We start from the raw sequence: 15,034 nt of genomic DNA on the forward strand, positions 1-15,034 counted from the left end.
TCCACATGACTACCACTGAACATCTCGACGCTTACCTCGAAGCAATGGGCGGACGTCACGTCGAGGCGACAATGGCCCACATGGCAGAGAACGTTGTGCTCCGCAGCCCGATCGCCCCCACACCCTTCGCGGGAAAAGAGCGTGTCGCCGATGTCCTCGCCAAGCTTCTCAGCACTGTGGACGCCTTCGAACCGAAGCTCCTCCTGCGCGACAATGCCGACTTTGTCGCCGTCTTCACAATCAGATTCGGTGAGCACGTGATCGATGGCATGGATCACATGCATCTAAACGACGCCGGCCTTGTCGACCGCATGACCGTTGCATGGCGCCCGCTCCCCGCGGTTGTCGCTGTTCAGCAAAAACTCGCTCAAAAATTGGGAGGAGCGGCACTCATGCTAGTTCCCGCGGACCAATCTTCCTGACTAGTTAATGCCCGACCGGAACACGTCGAGGAATACTCAATCGAAACGCGCTGTGGTCGGCTAGCGCCACAATACGTCTGCCAGGTGGCCTAGTCGAATTCAGGTTGTCGATAGCAGGCTGCAGCGTGGCGGTATCGGTGCGCAACTGCTCGACGCAGTACGGAAAGTCGTGCGCGAAGCCGACTGCCCGCAATTTGTGCTCGACACAGGCCTGTACATGCCGCTTGCGCAACGCTTTTATTTCCGCAATGGGCTGCTTGCTCGAGGCTTGCATCTCGTCGAACCACTCACGCCTCTTTCCCATCCTGTGGAGTTCACGTCATGAAAATCTTGCTGATCAACGCCAGCCCGCACGGCGAGGCGAGCCACGGCTACCGCTTTGCCGCCGAAATCGTCGGCATGCTGCGCGAGCACGCCGCAGCCGCTGCATCGGCCATCAAGATGATCGTACGCGACCTGGCAGCCGCGCCGCTGCCACCGGTCTCACGCGACTACGCGCGCGCCATCACGTCGCGCATGCCGGATAAGTCGCAGTTCGATATTTCCGAGCAACTGATCGGTGAAATCGAAACGACGGATGCGCTCATTATTAACACGCCGATGCACAACTTCACGGTGCCAGCCGCACTCAAGCTGTGGATCGATTACACGCTGCGCATCGAACGCACGTTCGCCGCGACACCGGAAGGCAAGGTTGGACGGATGCACGACCGGCCGACCATCGTGATCGTCGGTTCAGGCGGAGTCCATAACGGCGAACACGCGCGGCAGCCGGATTTCCTGACGCCGTATCTACGCTACGCACTGGGCTCGATCGGCGTCCATAATCTCGAGTTTCTTCTCCTGCAGGGGCTTGTCATGGGCGAAGCAACGATAGCCGAGGCGCTCGCTGCGGCGCGCAATCAACTCACCGGCTGTTCGGTGTTCGCCTCACTTGCCGCACAGGCGGCAGGCAGCGCAAGTGTAGCGGCGCGTACAGCTGCGCAGTGCGCATAACGCACGCCGGAGGGGTTGCGTTATGGATGTCCTTTTCTCTCGTCGTGGCAATGGACACCACGCTACGCATTTGCGTGCGCCGCGCACGGCCATTCGCGTACCAGATCGAAAGCGGCGCCACCACGAGCCCTGCCCTGCGGACGCGAGTGGCGACGGCGACGTCGTTGACCGAGCCATCGGGGCCTTCGGTGAAGTGAAATACATGCATTGGGCTCCGAGGTTCGAAACAGCCGAGACGAACAATTAAAGCCTCTGCGCTTCGTATCGGGCTTACATAGTCCGCTTGAAAAACATCAACACCTTGATCCACTGATGGCTCGAGCTTGATCCCCGAGATTATTAAACCGCCAGACGTACGTCAGCGAGATGCAACTCATTTATCGATGTGCCATTCGTGACTTCTTTAGCCGTCTTCCCACGCTCGACCCGGAGGATTGCCGGTAGCAACACGCTATTCCTCGCAGCCGTCACTTCAGCAAGAATCGATATCGCGATTTCGGGAGGCGTGCGGCTGCCGATGTAGATCCCCGCCGGACCGCGTAACCGTGCAAGCTGTGTGTCGCTCAGATCGAACTCTTTAAGCCGCTCTCGCCGCGCAGCATTATTGCGCCGTGAACCAAGCGCGCCGACGTAGAACGCAGGTGTCTTCAGCGCTTCCATCAGCGCGAGATCATCGAGCTTTGGATCGTGCGTGAGCGTAATCATTGCACTGCGTTCGTCGAGTTTCATATCCAGGACCGTATCGTCGGGCATCGTGCGCACGAGCCTCGTGCCGGGCACATCCCATGTGTGCGTGTACTCCTCGCGCGGGTCGCACACCACCACCTGATAATCGAGTCCTATCGCGACCTGGCATAGGTATCGCGATAGCTGCCCAGCGCCAATAACGAGCATACGGTAGCGGGGCCCGTGAATCGTCGTTAGACGCCTCTCGTTGAAGTACACACCGTCAGTCGTGCTCGCTGGCCCAAGTGTGACTGCACCCGTTGTCATGTCTAACGTGCGCGCCACCAGTTCCCTACGACTGAGTGCTTCGTACAGGGGCTGAATACCGCTTTGCCGCGTAATCGGCTCAAGCACGAGTTGCATCGTGCCTCCGCAAGGCAATCCGAAACGACGCGCCTCCTCGGCACTGATGCCATATTCGACCACTTCCGGTGTCCTCTGTGCGACGCCGTACCGACGCACCTGGTCGATGAGGTCATCTTCGATGCAGCCGCCCGAAATGGAGCCCACCACGTGACCGTCGTCGCGCAAAACAAGCATCGCGCCCTCCGGGCGAGGCGACGAACCCCATGTCTTCACCACGGTCACTAGCAGAATGCGGTGGCCTGCATCGAGCCAGCGCATCGTAGCGTCCAGCACCTCGAAATCAACACTGTTCATGCTCACACTTCCGTTCTGTATGTGGTACGCACCGTCATGCCATCATGCAAGTGGGCCTACTGACTGCCAAACGGCTTTTCGACCGTCAGCCTGTTGGTCACGGACGTCACGCCAGAAACGCCTTTCGTGATCTCCGTCGCCTCGCCGATTTGGGAAGCATCCGTCACTGTCCCGTCGAGCGTCACCGCGCCACCCTTCACGACCACGCTGACGTTGCCGGCGTTGATCTCCTTGTGCTTTACGATCGCCGCATAGACCTTGCGGCGCAGTAAAAAATTGTCCTTCAGGTTGCTCTTCGCGGTCATGCCGCCGGAAGCTTCGGTCACTGTGCCTTTCGACACGCCAAGCGCTTCGCTGTCGCTGGCCTGCGCCCAGACATGAAGGTATGTTGATCCGACCAGTAACCCAACAGCGATCTTTAGTGCTCTGCCTGTCTTCATTGAATGCTCCAGTTCGGCCGTGCCGGGATCAGAACGTATGGCGGATGCCGATCATCGCCGCGGTGCTTGAGGCACCCTCAGGAACCGGCGCGCCATAGGCGATCGTCTGGCTCATCTTGCCCCGGTTATTGACATGGCCAACCTGCACGTAAGCAATGGTGGCTCTCGACAAGCTGTATTCGGCACCCACCACGTACATATCCGATTGATTGGACGAAACGTTGCGATCCTTCAGGTAATAGAAGCCCGAGGTGACCTTGAGAAAAGGAGTGAACTTGTAGCCGAGCCCTCCGGAAATCATCTCGAAGTCGTCCTTACGACTGTTCGCCGGATTCCTGCCGATGCTGTATGACGTCGACACTGACAGGTCGCGGAACGTGTACATCGCGCCCAAATAGTAGAAACGGTTGTTATTGAGCCCCGTGGACGGCGCCGTGATGATCGCGCCGGCCGGTGTCGTCGTGAACGGATTGCTGTCGTGGCCGTTGTAGTAGGCAGCCGAGAGGTTCAGTCCGTAGTTCGAATACCTAAGCACCGCCGACTCGCGCGTGCCCCCCTGGAATTGACCCGCGACGCCACCCGGCGCGTATTCGAGCCCAAGCGATACACCGTAAAACTTCGGCGACTGGTAAACAATCGCGTTGGAGTCGTACAAGGCACCGATCGCTCCGTTTGTACTGGTGCCCTGCCAGCCCGCCGCCTGATTCATGCCAAGCCATGCGGTGAGGATGCTGCCGAAGAATTGCGCACCCCGTACGTCGGTGTCGGCCATCGCAAATATCATCGGCACGAACTGACGGCCGGCGTCGATCGAACCGAAGGGACCAGAGATGCCCAACGTCGATTGCTGGTTGAAGATTGCGGCGGAGCCCGGCGTGTCGGACAGGCCGAACTTCCCATTGGTGCTGGTGAATGCTCCCTGGAGCCTGAAGTTGACTTTGTAGCCGTCCCCGATGTCTTCGGCACCCTTGAGCCCCCAGAAGCTGGTGAACATTCCCGCGTCCTTGAGTTCGTACACGTGCCCAAGATTCACTTTCGACTGGAAATTCGGCGCGTTCGCGCTTTGATACAGCAATCCGGTATCGATGGCGCCATACAGCGTCACCGCCGATTGCGCGTGTGCCGCGACCGCCCACGCAACGAGCGTCGCGGCGGCTATCACTTTCAACTTCATGTTGTCTCCAATGTTGTATTTCTTCGCCGGATTAGTCCGGCGCGGTCACGACAAGGATCGCAGTGCGTGCCAATTGCCGATCTACGATCATTCGCACTCCTGATCGGGCATCCACGAAGCTTGTTGAGTGTCGAGGGTCGAACTTCCCCGTCGCCCTTTCAGCCAGTTTCCGGGCCAAAAAATATGGCAGCCAGCCCCATTCCGAATACGGTAGCGAGAGCGATTCCAACCGTGCGAAATCCCAGATTTGCCGACGCAGACGACACGATCAACGGTCCAAGCGCGGTGAACAGACGTGCCATGTTCCAGGCGAAGCCTTGGCCCGTGGCGCGAACATGGAGCGGAAAAAGCTCAGTCAGGTACAGCGCGACTATTCCAAATCCCCCCAATCCGAAAAAGCCGAATCCAAGCATCGCGACATAAAACGTCCCCAGTGTTTTCGCTCCGCCAAAAAGTGCAATGCCTGCAATCCAGGCACCTGCACAAAACACGGCATAGACAGTCCGTCTGGAAATACGCGGTATCAACGTGACGAGGAGCAGAATCGAAGCGAATCCAAGTACCGCTCCGACGTTAGTCGCCATGAACGCGATGCCCGTCTGCCTCGTGAATTCCGCGTTGCCGGCGGATGGGAAGAACTCTCTCAGCAATGTGGGAAAGAGGATGGATGCCCCCCAGCTACCGATCATCATTGCCGAGGCAATGAGCGTGCCCACCACGGTTCGACGACGCAACCGACGGCCAAAAATCTCGGATATCGAGCCCATCCTCGGACTTGCGTGGCGAATTGCGGCCGCCTGCGACTGCTCCCAACTAGTCGATTCCGGTGTGATGAACCGCAGCCCAAGGCTCGCGACTGCCGGTACCGCTCCCACGCCAAGCACCCAGCGCCATCCCGCACCTGACAGAAGGATCGCAATCGCGGACGCGGCAATCAGCCCTAGCACATTGGCAACCTGCATGACCTGGACAGCCTTCGCCCTGTGTTTTTCCGGCCAGGTCTCCACGACAAGCGCGGCGCCAGCGGCCCATTCTCCCCCTATTCCAAAACCCGCCAGCATCTGAAACGCGAGGAGTTGATGCCAGTCCTGCGCCAAGGCACCGGCCGCCGTGAATACCGAGTAGATCAGCATCGTGCCGAGCATGACTCGAGCTCGCCCAAATCGGTCGGCCAGGACGCCAAACAGAATGCCGCCGATGCCCCAGCAAACCAGTTTCGCGCCGACAATGAGCGCTCCGATCTGCAGGGCGCTGCCTTGTGAAGGCCCGAGCAGGTCGTGAAGGGCCGGCACCATGATCATGGTGAAAAGGTAGAGATCCATCGCATCGAACATCCACCCTATAAACGCGGACGCAAGGACAATCCAGGCTGCCTTGCCCACGACAGAAGCACCGACATTGCTCCTACGGTCTGTCGACTCGAACGTAGTCGAGTTCGTCTCCATCTGCTCATCTCCTTCGTTGTACTGCTTATAATTATGGAAGCACTCGCCCGCACTTCGATGCCATCGTGTGCCGTGCATCGCAAGGCTCAGTAGAAGCTGCTGCCTTTTTCCAAACCGGCCAAATTGAACAGAAAAATCAACGAAGAGAACTATGATGAATGCGCGCTGGCAAACCACTGCCTGCATTTTGCAACCACCGTTGCCCACAACAAGCCGAGCACGGTAATCTCGTTCGTTGAGCCCGCAGTGTTGTCGTTGCGTCTTGCCGCCACGGGTTCTCTTTCTCCAGTGGACGTTGAGGCGAACGCGTCCGCGTCGACTAAAGACGCCTCTGTTCCAGCCGGACGATCCGCGAGTTTCTTCAGCAAATTTGCCGCGAATTGGCGGACCATCTGTTCCGATACGGCGTTGATGATGCCAACCCCGCGGCCATACTGCGCCACCTGCCCCGCCATCTGCACAGTGGTGCGGACGTCGACCTGAGTGCCGGCGGCGCCACTGAACCGCGATAGAGAAAACGTGGTCACCGTAGTCGCCGATCCCCGGTTTTTGGTCTCCTGCCATGTCGCGTCGACGGTCGCCGTATATACGTCTCCAAACGGTGCGCTCAATGTGACCGTGCCGGCGAATTCCATCGCGATGGGACCCAGCCTGACGCGAATCAGCCCCTTATACGAATCTTTGCCGAGTGTGTCAGTCAGCGTCGCACCGGGAAAGCAGGACACGACCAGCGGCACGTCGAGTAGTGCCTTCCAGGTGTTCTCGATAGTCGAGTCGACCGAAAAGCGATTTACGATTTCCATACTTCCCCACCTTCATCCGTGTATTTCTCAAACAACCCTAATAAAACTTCGGCGTACGCATCGGGCGTATCGACACATGCGAGGTGCGCGGCAGCGACCAGCGTTCGTTCCTTCGCACCCGGGATTCCTTGTGCCAACTTCGCCGATACGGCTCTGGGTATGCTCATGTCGAGTTCGGCTTTCAGCACGAGCGTCGGCACCTCGATGTCGCGCAAAAGACCGGACACGTCATCCGTGGAAATGGCGCGCAATATTTCCAGGTAATCCGTTGAAGCCATGCCCGCAATCTGCTGCGCAAGTCGTTCCCGCTTCAGATATGGGGTGTTCCTGTGGAGGGTCTGCTCCACGTACATGCGCGCAAAGAGATGCATAGGCAGTTTTTTCAGCATCCCTTCGGCTGCGGCGAGCCGCTTTTCCACCGCGGGTCCTGAAACGCCGGCGTAAGCGCTCGACAAGACCATGACTGCAACGCGCCGCCCCAGCTTCGAGGCAACGCGTACCGCAGTCAGTCCCCCCATCGAGATACCCACCAGGGCAAAACAATCGAGACCGATGGCCTCCGCCACTGCGACGACGTCGTCGGCGACAGCGTCCGCATTCCACGCGCTTCGCTTCGTCGAGTCGCCATGACCTCGGGCATCGATCGCCACGACTCTGTAGTTCGCGGTGAGTGCGGGCAGAATGTCATCCCACAGCGCGCTCGATGTGCCGAGACTATGCAGCAAAACGACCGCGGGCCCATGGCCGACGTCAATATAGGCAATGCGTTCGCCGTCGACGGTCAGAGACCGCTTCTCGTGAGACGGCACGAACGGCGCGATCACGTCAAGGCGCGCCGCTATCGATTCCGCCAGAACGTCGGCGGCAAGCGTGGCAAGCTTTGGCGCATGCAGACCGGGCGACTCGCGCAGGAAGGTCTTGATGCCGCGTAATGCCTGCGGAGCCCGGCTGTTCATGAAGGCGATGAAATCGTCCAGCGCTTTGTCCAGTTCCCAAGGAGCGACCATTTCGCCGATGAGCCCAAAGTCCAAGGCGGTCGCTGCGTCGATGGGCTGGCCCGTTAGAACCAGACGCGAAATCGCTTTGACATGGACACGCGCGACGAGGACGGACATCAGCAGTGCAGGAGCAAACTGCTTCGCGAGTTCATCGGCCTCGAACTGGCTACGCATTTCGGCGACCGCATAGTCGCTCGCTGCAACGATTGCGCAACCGATACCCGAAGCGAGCCCTTTGACGAAGCAGGCAACAGGTACCGCACTCGAACGGATTGCCTCGTAGAGTGCGAGAATGGGCGCCGCACCCCGTGCCTTGATTGCGGGGCGTGGATCTTCCGTTGGGGAAAGCGCCGGCGGTGGCGATGCGGCCCGCCCTCCGCAGAAGTTCTCGCCCTCCCCGGACAAAACAATGGCCACGGTGCTCTCGGGAGGATCGCTGATCACCTGCGTGAGCGCTCGCATCATCGAGTCATCTAACTCGTTTTTGCCGTCAGCACTGCTCAGGGTGATATGCAGAACATTACCCTTCATCTTCAGCAGAAGATTTTCATGCATGCCGATCTCCTCGCTCATCGTGATTTCACGCCGGGTGACGGCATGCCTGGTACAAACTGCCGAACAACCCCCTGATTCTGGAGTGTCCTCAGTGCCTCGGCCTCAAGGCCGATGTACTCCCCGAGTACGATGTTCGTGTGCTCCCCCAGATGGGGTGGGTAACTCGCATCGGTATGCCTCGGACCATCAAACTTGATTGGATTGCCGGGCACGCGCACATGAGATCCCGCTCGACTGCGAAGCTCGACGACCATGTCTCGATGCGCGACCTGAGAGGCATTCAGTGCTTTATCAACTGTTTTAACCAGTGCGGCCGGAATCGAAGCCGAATTCAGCGAATCGAGCCAACTCTGCGCCGGTTCGTCACGGAAGCGCGCCTCCAGTATTTCCCATAGCGCCGCCTTGTTCACGAGCCGTGTGGCCGAATCCTTGAATCGCGGGTCGTGTATGAGTTGTGACAGACCGATGGCCTTGCACAGGTCCGCCCACATGCGTTCCGTGTTGGCGGTCACGACCAGTGAAACGCCGTCGCCACATTCGAACGCGCGGTAGGTCGGTATCGAATCGTGGCCTCGTCCCTGCGGTTCCGGTACGTCGCCAGACATCAGATAATAGGCACCTTGATAACAAAGCATCGCGATTTGCGCGTCGAGCATCGACACATCGACGAACCGTCCTTCGCCGGAAGTCTGGCGCTCGACCAGCGCAGCGAGAATGCCCATCACGCCATACATGCCGGCCGCCAGGTCGCCGATCGGGATGCCGGCGCGAACGGGCGCCCTGCCTGGCTCCCCAGTCAGACTCATGCCCCCCGACATCGCCTGCACGATCATGTCGTAAGCGGGTAGATCCCTGTCCGGCCCCGTCTGCCCGAATCCGCTGATACTGCAATAGACGAGCCGCGGATTGCGCGCGCGAAGCTCTGCCTCACCTAGTCCGAGCCGCTCCATCACACCCGGGCGATTGTTTTCCACAAGGACATCGAAATGCGCGGCCAGCTCCCGAACGAGTTCGGCTCCCTTCTCCGTCTTGAGGTCAATGACAACACTCTTCTTGTTGCGATTGACCGCGAGGTAGTAGGCGCTGTCCCCCTCGACGAAATGGGGTGGCACGCCGCGCGCGAGTTCCCCCCCTGGCGGCTCGATTTTGACGATCTCAGCGCCGAGGTCACCGAGGATTTGCGTTCCGAAGGGGCCCGACAGGAACTGCGTGAGGTCTAGAACCTTCACACCGCTCAGCGGACCAGTTTTCCCAGAGTCCATATCGTTATCCAGCAAGCTCTTCATTCAAGGTGTGTCAAGGGCGACGTCGCTGTACGCGCCGGCGGCATGCAGACGATCAAAGATCATTTCAGGCAGCACGGGTGTTTCGTCAAAACTGATTGACCATCGGCTCAGCGCATCCTCGATGGCACTGACGATCGCAGCGGATGCAGGAATCGTCCCGCTCTCCCCGGCCCCTTTGACGCCGAGAGGGTTGTTCGGCGAGGGAGAAACAAGATGCGCCATCTCTATGCGGGATGGCATGTCGAGTGCGGTAGGCAGCAGAAACTCGGCGAAATTCGTCGCAAGCGGCTGGGCATTCTCGTCATAGCCGTGGCGCTCGAGCAGCGTATTTCCGATCCCATGGGAAATACCGCCGATCACCTGCCCTTCGACGAGCATCGGATTGATCACGGTCCCGCAATCGTGTGCAACGCCATAGCGCAAGACCTTTACGTAGCCAGTCCCGATATCCACCTCGACTTCCGCGAATACCGCTCCGTTGGCATAGACGCTGGCTTTCGGGGAGAAATAATGCGTGACGGTCATGCCCGCATCCAGTCCGTCAGGCAGCGTGAACCCAGGTATCCCATACGACATTCGAGCGATTTGCCCGAGCGGCAACGCCTTTTCTGGCTGGCCTCGCACGCGTGCGGCGCCACCCACGATCTCGATCTGATCCAGAGGGACACGAAGGGCGTGTGCGGCGAGCCCCCTGATTTTTCCGGCGAGCTTGCCGCATGCGATGTGAATGGCATTGCCGGCGTTGACGGTGATCCGGCTCGCAAATGTCCCAATGCCCATGGCGAGCCTGCTCGTATCGCCGACGACTACCGTAATGGCATCCATCTCGACACCGAGCTGATCGGCAGCGATCTGGGCAAAGATGGTTTTCATTCCTTGCCCTTGCGCGCCGGCACCACCGACGTCCAGGTGTATGCGTCCGTCGTTTTGCAACGTGACTTCCGCCCCTTCATAGGGACCGAGGCCGCAACCCTCGACATAGTTGGCAAAGCCAATCCCGAGATACCGTTGCTGCGCGTGCGCGCCCTCCTGACGGGCGCGAAACGCATCCAGACCGGCAAGCTCGACTGCCTTTTCCTGAGTCTGCGGATAGTCGCCGGAGTCATACACCATCGGCGAACCGTCGCGGAATATCAGTCCAGTTTTGTACGGCAGCTGCTCCGGCTGTACGAAATTGCGGCGTCGAATTTCCAGACGGGCGAGGCCGAGATGGTCGGCTGCCGCATCGAGCATCCGCTCCATCGCGAATACCGCTTTTGGCCGCCCCGCGCCACGCACCGGCGTGGTGGGCACCATGTTCGTGCACGCCACTTTCAGCTTCACGTCGAATGCCGGGACGACGTACGGACCCAGCGACGAGGTCACCGCGATGATCGGCACGACAATGCCCCAAGGCACGTACGCACCGTTATCGTGGACCACGGAGCCGCGCACGCCGAGGATCTTTCCGTCCTGGTCGAGCGCCATCTCGAGATTCCACAATTGATCGCGCTCCTGGGTAATGCACAGGAAGTGCTCACGCCGATCTTCGGTCCACTTGACCGGCACACCCAGCTTGAGTGCCGCCGAGGCCACGACCAACTCTTCCGGATAGGCGATGCCCTTGGGACCGAAAGCCCCGCCGACATCCGGCATGATGACCCGGATTTTCGCTTCGTCGTAGCCGAGCGCTTGCGCGAGAAGACGTCTCTCGAGGTGCGGTGCCTGGCCCGAATTCCAGACGGTCAACTCGCCGGTACTGCCATCTAGCCGCGCGACGGTTACGCGGCACTCCATCGGGTGCGCAGTCCCGCGATGATGGAATATCTCGCGCTTGACCACGTGCGCGGCGCGCGCGAAGGCCGAGTCGACATCGCCGAAAGCAAACGGCATGTCGAGGAGGAGATTGGTCGGAACGTCGCTGTGAGCCCGTGGCGCATCCGGATCGAATATCTTCGTGATGTCGCTTGCGACCGGCAGTACCTCGTAGTCGATCTGCACCAGGTTGGCGGCGTCTTCGGCGATGTACCGGCTTTCTGCAAGAACAACGGCAATCGCCTCGCCGACGTAGCACACCTCGTCCGAGGCCAACGGCGACCACATGCGCGGCTCCGTCAGCATGTGAGTGGGTGCCAGGACCGGCAATGGCCGCCGATGTGCTTCATCCAGATCAGCGAACGTCCAGACATGCCGTACGCCCGGTACGGCCTCTGCTGCTTGCGTATCGACGTGTTTGATGCGGGCGTGCGCGTGAGACGATCGCACGAAACAGCAATGCAATGTTCCGGGAAGGAGGATATCGTCGACGAATTGCCCCTCGCCTTTGAGCAGCGCAGGGTCTTCGGTGCGTTTGACGGGTTTGCCGACATATCGCGCACCCACGGTCGAATCCGTGGGGGAATCGCGGTCCTTTGAGTGTGCCGTGACCAGTCCGAAAACGGGATCGGGCTCACCGCGCATTCGGGCGGCCGCGAGCAGCGCCGCTTCGACTATGGCCTGGTAGCCCGTGCAGCGGCAGATGTTCCCGCTGATTGCATCGCGAACTTCGGCCTCGGACGGGTCGGGGCTGGCTCGCAGAAACTCCGTTAGCGTGGTCAACATGCCTGGGGTGCAGTATCCGCACTGCAATGCATGGCGATCCTGAAACGCCTGCTGCAGGATGCCGAGCGTGCCGTCGGTATTCGCCAGCCCCTCTACGGTTGTGACTTTCCGCCCGTCGACCTGACCACAAAGCTGAAGGCAGGAGCGCATCGAACGTCCATCCACCAGTACCGTACATGCCCCGCAAACACCATGCTCGCAGCCGTAATGCGTGCCTGTTTTGCCAAGCTGGTGACGAAGAAAATCGCCGAGCGTCACTCTTGGGTCTATGTCGCAGGTCATTGCCTGTCCGTTCAGTTCGAAGGCAATCTTTTTTTGCTCAACGAATTCGATTCTCTGATCCATGATCCCCTCAGCTTGCGTTCAATGCACGAGCGAACGCGCGCCCAAGCGCACGCTCGGTCACGGTCCACGCGAGACGTTTCCGATATGCGGCACTGGCGCTCGTGTCACCAAGAGCGTCAATCCAGCTTGCTCTGCTGGCTGCTGCCTTTGCCAGACGGGCGCTGGGCTGCTGTCCCCGGAGGACGTCGTCAAGCTGCAGACGGCAAGGTTTGCTGCCCATCCCGCACAGGACCGCATCAGCGCGCCTGATCGCGTGATTTACGTCGACCGACACCATGGCCGCCGCGCCGACGATTGCAAAGTCCCCATGTCTGCGCGCGAATTCCTCGAACGCATATCCGTGCGGCTCGTTCCAGATACGAAGGCGAATCTGCGTCACCATTTCGTCCGGCTCGATTGAAGTAGTCATGAATCCGCACGCGAATTCATTAAATGGAATGCGCCGCTCTCCACGGGGTCCTACGGCGACGATCGTCGCATTGAAGATTTCGGCAAGTGCGGGCTGCTCCGAGGCCGGATCGAGATTGCAAACACTTCCGACAAAAGTGCCCCGATTGCGCGTCTGAATATGGCCGACCAATCGATAGGCCTCCACCATCAGTGGTGCGTATTGCTGAATCAAAGGAGATTGCTCGATATCCCGCTGGCGAACCAATGCGCCGATGCAGACCTCATCGCCTTCCAACGTTATCCCGTCGAGGCCAGGTATCGCGTTCACGTCGACCAGGTGGTCCACATACGCGTAGCGCATGGCCAGCATCGGCATCAGCGTCTGTCCGCCAGCGACGATGCGTGCGTTGTCCAGCGTGGAAAGTAGCTCAACGGCACGCGCCACGCTTTCCGGACGGTGCCAGGTAAAGGGTGCTGACTTCATTTCTCACCTTCCAAGAATATGTATCGCGCACGCACCGTGATCGAAGCCGTAAGTGCCTCCACCGGTGATGTGCGCCAGTCCGACTCGTGGACCGCGCGGCCTGTCTTGCCCGACCTGCCGTGCGCCGCAGCGTCCTTGCAACTGGCGTGTTATTTCGACAATCTGCGCGATCCCTGACGCTCCAAGCGGATGACCCCTGCAGAGCAGACCGCCGGACGGGTTGAACGGAATCCGTCCGCTTAGCGCCGTTTGACCATCTCTGATCAAACCCACCCCCTCTCCGTGGGCGGCAAAACCCAGTGCTTCGTAGTACAGCAATTCGGCGATGGTGAAGGCGTCGTGACACTCGACGAGATCGATGTCGGAAGGGCCGATGCCGCAGGATTCATAGGTTTCGGTCGCGCAACGCACCGTGACTTCGGGCGTCGTCATATCCCTGCCTGCCTGCATATAACGGCCCGACGTCAGATGGGACGCAAGAACCGTCACAGCAACTTGCCGATTGGCAATGGGAAGGTTGGAGGCTGCAAGCACCACCGCGGCTGCGCCGTCGCCGAGCGGGCAGCACTGATGCGAAGTCAGCGGCGCGGCCACCGGTCGGCTGCTGAGCACTTCCTCCACCGAGACGGTGCTGCGGATCTGTGCGTACGGGTTGAGCGCGCCATTCGCCCTGGCCTTGACAGCGATCTGCGCGAGATCGCCGGGAGATAAATCGTATTCATGCATGTATCGCTGTGCGCGCATGGCGTACAGCGCCGGCATCGTCAATCCGTTCGCCGACTCGACATCCTCATCGCCGAGGTCAAGTGGCCCGCCTCCGAGACGAGTCAATTGCTCTGCTCCAACCACGACTGCACAATCCACCGCACCCGCGGCAATCGCGAGGTAGGCTTGCCGGAATGCGCTCGCCGACGACGAGCAGGCGTTTTCGAAATTCGCCGCTTCGATGCCGGTCAGCCCCGTCTCCCGTCCGATACGTTGGGCAGCCAACGGACCACCGGATACCGTACCGCAATATATAGCGCCGACGCGTCGTCGATCGATCCCGGCTTCATCAAGTGCCTCGATGACCGCTGGCGCGGCGAGTTGGGAGAGACTCACTTCCGGGAAACGCCCAAAACGAATCATGCCCGTGCCGACGACGCTCACGCTCCTCAAACCGTTTGTCACGCTCATGAATCCACCTGCTGCGAAACTTTGCCGGGTGCGTTAAAAAAATAGATGAACTCGCTCTCTTGCCTGTTTGCCGGTTCCACTCGCAATTCGAGCTGCTGCCCCGTCTGTACGGCGCCAACCGGCATTTCGATACGCCCGAAAACCCGCAGACCATCGCTCAGGTCCACATACCCGACGGTGTAGGGCGTGTCGACGCCTCTTGGTCCGATATGCACCACGCTGTGGCAGTAGAGGGTGCCGATAGCCGGCAACGGCGACGCGACGAAGTCACGACCGCCGCATTGCGGGCACACGGTGAGCACCGGATAGATCTGCGTTTCGCAACCGGAGCACTTCGCCCCGAGTAATGACCAACCCTTCCTGCCTCTTACAACTGAGGCTGTCCCTAATCGTCTGAAACCGTTCACGCTGACTCTCATTCCTGTCCGCTTTAATGGTGTAGTGTGTAATACACTATACACACAAACAGCAGCGAGGAAGGTAGGGAAAACCCGGTGTACGCGGTTGCCTTCAGAAAGAATCGACATGCCGCCTGCTGGTCGGGAGCGCCGTCG

13 protein-coding genes and 1 pseudogene are annotated in these 15,034 nt (G+C 59.8%); 3 read left to right on the forward strand and 11 right to left on the reverse strand.

Features of this window, described 5'->3' with window-relative positions:
- Positions 1-5: 5 nt before the first annotated feature.
- The 3 genes and pseudogenes from AB3X96_RS34170 to AB3X96_RS34180 all read left to right on the forward strand — a co-directional run bounded on the left by AB3X96_RS34170 (position 6) and on the right by AB3X96_RS34180 (position 1,418).
- Positions 6-422: a nuclear transport factor 2 family protein gene (locus AB3X96_RS34170; RefSeq protein WP_368593149.1), complete on the forward strand. Its 417-nt coding sequence runs from the start codon at positions 6-8 to the stop codon at positions 420-422.
- A 103-nt stretch (positions 423-525) separates the two neighbouring features.
- Positions 526-747, forward strand: a pseudogene (locus AB3X96_RS34175) (GNAT family N-acetyltransferase); the annotation flags it as partial.
- Entirely contained in the window at positions 744-1,418 is a 675-nt protein-coding gene (locus AB3X96_RS34180) for an FMN-dependent NADH-azoreductase (protein ID WP_368593150.1), read from the forward strand. The pseudogene AB3X96_RS34175 and the gene AB3X96_RS34180, both read left to right, overlap by 4 nt.
- A gap of 339 nt (positions 1,419-1,757) precedes the next feature.
- On the opposite strand, the gene AB3X96_RS34185 is transcribed toward AB3X96_RS34180, so the two are convergent.
- The 11 genes from AB3X96_RS34185 to AB3X96_RS34235 all read right to left on the reverse strand — a co-directional run bounded on the left by AB3X96_RS34185 (position 1,758) and on the right by AB3X96_RS34235 (position 14,887).
- The gene (locus AB3X96_RS34185) at positions 1,758-2,804 is read right to left on the reverse strand and encodes an XdhC family protein (RefSeq protein WP_368593151.1); all 1,047 of its coding nucleotides are present in this window, start codon (positions 2,802-2,804) and stop codon (positions 1,758-1,760) included.
- A gap of 56 nt (positions 2,805-2,860) precedes the next feature.
- A complete protein-coding gene (locus AB3X96_RS34190; protein ID WP_368593152.1) occupies positions 2,861-3,244 on the reverse strand; it encodes a BON domain-containing protein in 384 nt (127 codons plus the stop codon).
- Between the two features lie 28 nt (positions 3,245-3,272).
- Complete coding sequence (locus tag AB3X96_RS34195) at positions 3,273-4,418, reverse strand: porin (RefSeq protein ID WP_368593153.1); 1,146 nt, start codon at positions 4,416-4,418, stop codon at positions 3,273-3,275.
- Positions 4,419-4,576: 158 nt separating this feature from the next.
- A complete protein-coding gene (locus AB3X96_RS34200; RefSeq protein WP_368593154.1) occupies positions 4,577-6,049 on the reverse strand; it encodes an MFS transporter in 1,473 nt (490 codons plus the stop codon).
- Positions 6,013-6,666 (reverse strand): SRPBCC family protein, encoded by a 654-nt coding sequence (locus AB3X96_RS34205; protein WP_368593155.1) that lies wholly within the window; start codon positions 6,664-6,666, stop codon positions 6,013-6,015. The genes AB3X96_RS34200 and AB3X96_RS34205 overlap by 37 nt, the downstream gene beginning before the upstream one ends.
- A complete protein-coding gene (locus AB3X96_RS34210; protein ID WP_368593156.1) occupies positions 6,654-8,237 on the reverse strand; it encodes an alpha/beta fold hydrolase in 1,584 nt (527 codons plus the stop codon). Before AB3X96_RS34210 ends, AB3X96_RS34205 begins: the two co-directional genes overlap by 13 nt.
- A complete protein-coding gene (locus AB3X96_RS34215) occupies positions 8,234-9,505 on the reverse strand; it encodes a CaiB/BaiF CoA transferase family protein (protein WP_368593157.1) in 1,272 nt (423 codons plus the stop codon). Before AB3X96_RS34215 ends, AB3X96_RS34210 begins: the two co-directional genes overlap by 4 nt.
- Positions 9,506-12,430, reverse strand: a complete 2,925-nt coding sequence (locus AB3X96_RS34220) for a molybdopterin cofactor-binding domain-containing protein (RefSeq protein ID WP_368593158.1) — start codon at positions 12,428-12,430, stop codon at positions 9,506-9,508.
- Positions 12,431-12,437: 7 nt separating this feature from the next.
- The gene (locus AB3X96_RS34225) at positions 12,438-13,304 is read right to left on the reverse strand and encodes a xanthine dehydrogenase family protein subunit M (protein ID WP_368593159.1); all 867 of its coding nucleotides are present in this window, start codon (positions 13,302-13,304) and stop codon (positions 12,438-12,440) included.
- 3 nt (positions 13,305-13,307) lie between these two features.
- The gene (locus AB3X96_RS34230) at positions 13,308-14,480 is read right to left on the reverse strand and encodes a thiolase family protein (RefSeq protein WP_368593160.1); all 1,173 of its coding nucleotides are present in this window, start codon (positions 14,478-14,480) and stop codon (positions 13,308-13,310) included.
- Complete coding sequence (locus tag AB3X96_RS34235; protein WP_368593161.1) at positions 14,477-14,887, reverse strand: Zn-ribbon domain-containing OB-fold protein; 411 nt, start codon at positions 14,885-14,887, stop codon at positions 14,477-14,479. The genes AB3X96_RS34230 and AB3X96_RS34235 overlap by 4 nt, the downstream gene beginning before the upstream one ends.
- Between the last annotated feature and the right edge of the window lie 147 nt (positions 14,888-15,034).

The organism is Paraburkholderia sp. BR13439 (genome assembly GCF_040948805.1).
Classification (GTDB): domain Bacteria; phylum Pseudomonadota; class Gammaproteobacteria; order Burkholderiales; family Burkholderiaceae; genus Paraburkholderia; species Paraburkholderia youngii.